This window comes from Streptomyces aurantiacus JA 4570, from assembly GCF_000414115.1.
Classification (GTDB): domain Bacteria; phylum Actinomycetota; class Actinomycetes; order Streptomycetales; family Streptomycetaceae; genus Streptomyces; species Streptomyces aurantiacus_A.
The window spans coordinates 1-3,497 of record NZ_AOPZ01000364.1; the positions used below are offsets into that span (position 1 = coordinate 1).

2 protein-coding genes are annotated in these 3,497 nt (G+C 73.3%); both read left to right on the forward strand.

Annotated features, from left to right (window positions below; translation table 11 throughout):
- On the forward strand, nt 1-2,436 hold a 2,436-nt coding region (locus STRAU_RS30480; RefSeq protein WP_037662961.1), incomplete at its 5' end, for an SDR family NAD(P)-dependent oxidoreductase.
- A gap of 297 nt (nt 2,437-2,733) precedes the next feature.
- Nucleotides 2,734-3,497: beta-ketoacyl synthase N-terminal-like domain-containing protein (locus tag STRAU_RS30485; protein WP_037662964.1), on the forward strand; the 764-nt coding region annotated here is incomplete at its 3' end.

The window sequence follows — 3,497 nt, forward strand, 5'->3', positions numbered from 1 at the left end:
CCCGACACGTTCCTGACCGCGCTGGCCAAGGCGTACGTGCGCGGGGCCGAGGTCGACTGGACGCCGCTGTACGCCCCGGCCGGGGCCCGCCGCCGCGTGGACCTGCCCACCTACGCCTTCCAGCACCAGCACTACTGGCTGGAGGCGGCCCCGGACACGGCGGCCGTGGACGGTGCCGTGACGGCCGACGAGGTGGAGTCGCGGTTCTGGGAGACCGTGGAGAGCGAGGACCTGGCCGAGTTGGCCAAGACCCTGGAGGTGCCGGACGACGCCCCGCTCACCGAGGTGCTGCCCGCGCTGACGGCCTGGCGGAGGCAGCGGCGCGAGAACTCCACGATCGACAGGTGGAACTACCGCGAGTCCTGGACGCCGCTCAACGAGACGACGGCCGGGACACTGTCGGGCGACTGGCTCGTCGTCGTACCGGAAGGCCGGGCCGACTCGCCCTGGAGCACGGCGGTCGCCGCGCTGCTGGCCGAGCACGACGCGCGCCCGGTGACGGTGGAGATGCCCGCGTCCGCCACCGGCCGGGACGCGGTCGCCGCAGTCCTGCGCGCGGCGGTCGGGGGACCGGCCGACGCGGCCGCCCTCACCGGCGTGCTGTCGCTCCTGGCCGCCGACGGAGGCGCGCCGCAGGGCAGCGACACACGCACGGACGCCGCCGCCGCATCTGCATCTGCGGAAGCCGCGCTCACCCTGGCCCTCATCCAGGCCCTCGGTGACGCGGGCGTCGGCGCGCCCCTGTGGTGCGCCACCCGCGACGCCGTCGCCGTGGGCCACGCCGACGCGCGGACCGCACCCGCCCGCACGGCACTGTGGGGCCTCGGCCGGGTCGCCGCGCTCGAGTACCCGGAGCGCTGGGGCGGCCTCGTCGACCTGCCCGACGCGGCGGACACCGCCGCGGTGTCCCGGCTCGGCCGCCTCCTCGGCGGCGCGTGGGCCGGGGAGGACCAGGTGGCGGTGCGCGGATCCGGCGCCTTCGGGCGCCGCGTCGTCAGGGCACCGCTCGACGGCGGCACGGCCGGGGAGTGGGCGCCGCGCGGCACCGTCCTCGTCACCGGCGGCACCGGCGCCCTCGGCCGGCACGTCGCGCGGTGGCTGGCACGCGAGGGCGCCGACCACCTCGTCCTCACGAGCAGGAGCGGCCTCGACGCGCCGGGCGCGCCCGAACTCCGTACCGAACTGGAGGAGTTGGGCGTCCGCGTGACCGTCGCCGCCTGCGACGCGGCCGACCGGGAGGCGCTGGCACGGCTCCTGGACGGGATCAGCAGCGAGAACGACGAGAAGAACGGCGCCGCGGGGGCGCCGCTGACCGCGGTGTTCCACGCGGCGGGAGTCCTGGACGACGGCGTGCTCGACGCGATGACGCCGGAGCGGCTCGACACCGTGTTCCGCGCCAAGGCGGAGTCGGCCCGCAACCTGGACGAGCTGACGGCCGGCCTGGAGCTGTCGGCGTTCGTGCTCTTCTCGTCCTTCGCCGGAGTCGCGGGCGGCGCCGGGCAGGGCAGCTACGCCGCCGCCAACGCCTTCCTCGACGGGCTCGCGCACGCACGGCGGGCCCGCGGCCTGACCGCCACGTCCGTGGCCTGGGGCCCGTGGGCGGGCAGCGGCATGGCCGCCGAGGGAGTCGCCGCGGAGCGGCTGCGCGGCGGCGCGATCCCGCCCCTGGAGCCGGACCACGCGATCACCGCCCTCAAGCGGCTGCTCGCCCAGGACCGCACCGCCGTCCTGGTCGCCGACATCGACTGGCAGCAGTACGCGCCCGCCTTCACCGCCGGACGCCCGAGCAGGCTGTACGTCGAACTGCCCGAAGTGGAGCGGCTCTCGGCCACCGCGGCCGCCCACGGCGGCACCGGCGGACCGGCCGCCGGACAGGGACCGGACCTGGTGGCGAAGCTCGCCTCGCTGCAACGGCCCGAGCAGGAGCGGCTGCTGCTCGACCTCGTCTGCGAACAGGTCGCCGCCGTCCTCGGCTACAGCGGAGCGGCCGCCGTCGAACCCACCCGCGCCTTCCGCGAGCTGGGCTTCGACTCCCTCACCGCGGTCGAACTGCGCAACCGTGTCAACGCCCTCACCGGCCTCGTCCTGCCCGCCACCGTGGTCTTCGACCACCCGACCCCCACGGCGCTCGCCGACTGCCTGCGCACCGAACTCGCCCCGGACGCGGCCGACCCGGCCACGCTGCTGCTCGGCGACCTCGACCGGCTCGAAGGCAGCCTCGCGGCGGCCGGTTCGGCCGGGGCCGCCGACGAGATCACCCGCACGAAGGTGGCCGTACGCCTCCAAGCGGCACTCGACCGCTGGAAGAGCCCCGGCGGCCAGCCGGGCGGCGGCGCCGCCACCACCGGCGACACGGGCGACGTCGGCGACCACCTGGCGGCCGCCAGCGACGACGAGATGCTCGCCTTCATCAAGAAGCAACTCGGCAGGGAATGAGGGCACTCACGTCCTTCGGGAACCCATGCGGTGAGGCGGCCCGCGTAATTAATGCCGCCAATGAATGGACAAGGAGTGCCTGTCAAGGGTAATTAATTGAACCGGCAGCCCCTATCCACCCCCTTTGTCGATCACTCGCCCCCGGCCTCATTTCGAGGCAATCCCGTAGGGGCGAGTAGGGGGAGGGTAGGGGTTGTTGGTCGTATAGCGCCCCCATAGCGTCATCGAGAAAACGGCTGCGGACAGGTCCGTTGTATGCCAGCAGGTGCGGCACACGTCCTGAACAGGTGACATTTGATGGCGAATGAAGAGACGCTGCGCGACTATCTCAAGTGGGTTTCGGCGGACCTGCATCAGACGCAGCAACGTCTGAAGGACATCGAGGCCGCTGCTCAGGAGCCCATCGCGATCACAGCGATGAGCTGCCGCTTCCCCGGCGGCGTCAGCGGCCCCGACGAGCTGTGGAGGCTGCTCTCCGAAGGCCGGGACGCCATTTCGGGCCTCCCCGCCGACCGCAACTGGGATCTGGACGCGCTCTACGACCCGGACGGCGCCGGAAAGCAGGGAACGACTTCCACGGCCCACGGCGGGTTCCTCGACGGCGTCGCCGAATTCGACGCTCCTTTCTTCGGCATATCCCCGCGCGAAGCCCTCGCCATGGACCCGCAGCAGCGGCTCCTCCTGGAAACCGCGTGGGAGGCTTTCGAGAGCGCCGGCATCGACCCGGCGACGGTACGCGGCAGCCGCACCGGCGTGTTCGTCGGCACCAACGGACAGGACTACGCCCCGCTCCTCTTCGAAGCCGAGGAGGACGTCGAGGGCTATGTCAGCACCGGCAACGCGGCCGCCGTCGAATCCGGCCGCATCGCCTACACGCTCGGCCTCGAAGGCCCCGCCCTCACCGTCGACACGGCCTGCTCCTCGTCCCTCGTCGCCCTGCACCTGGCCGTGCAGGCGCTGCGCCAGGGCGAGTGCGGCATGGCCCTCGTGGCAGGCGTCACCGTCATCTCAACCCCCGGTGTCTTCACCGAGTTCAGCCGCCAGCAGGGCCTCGCCGCCGA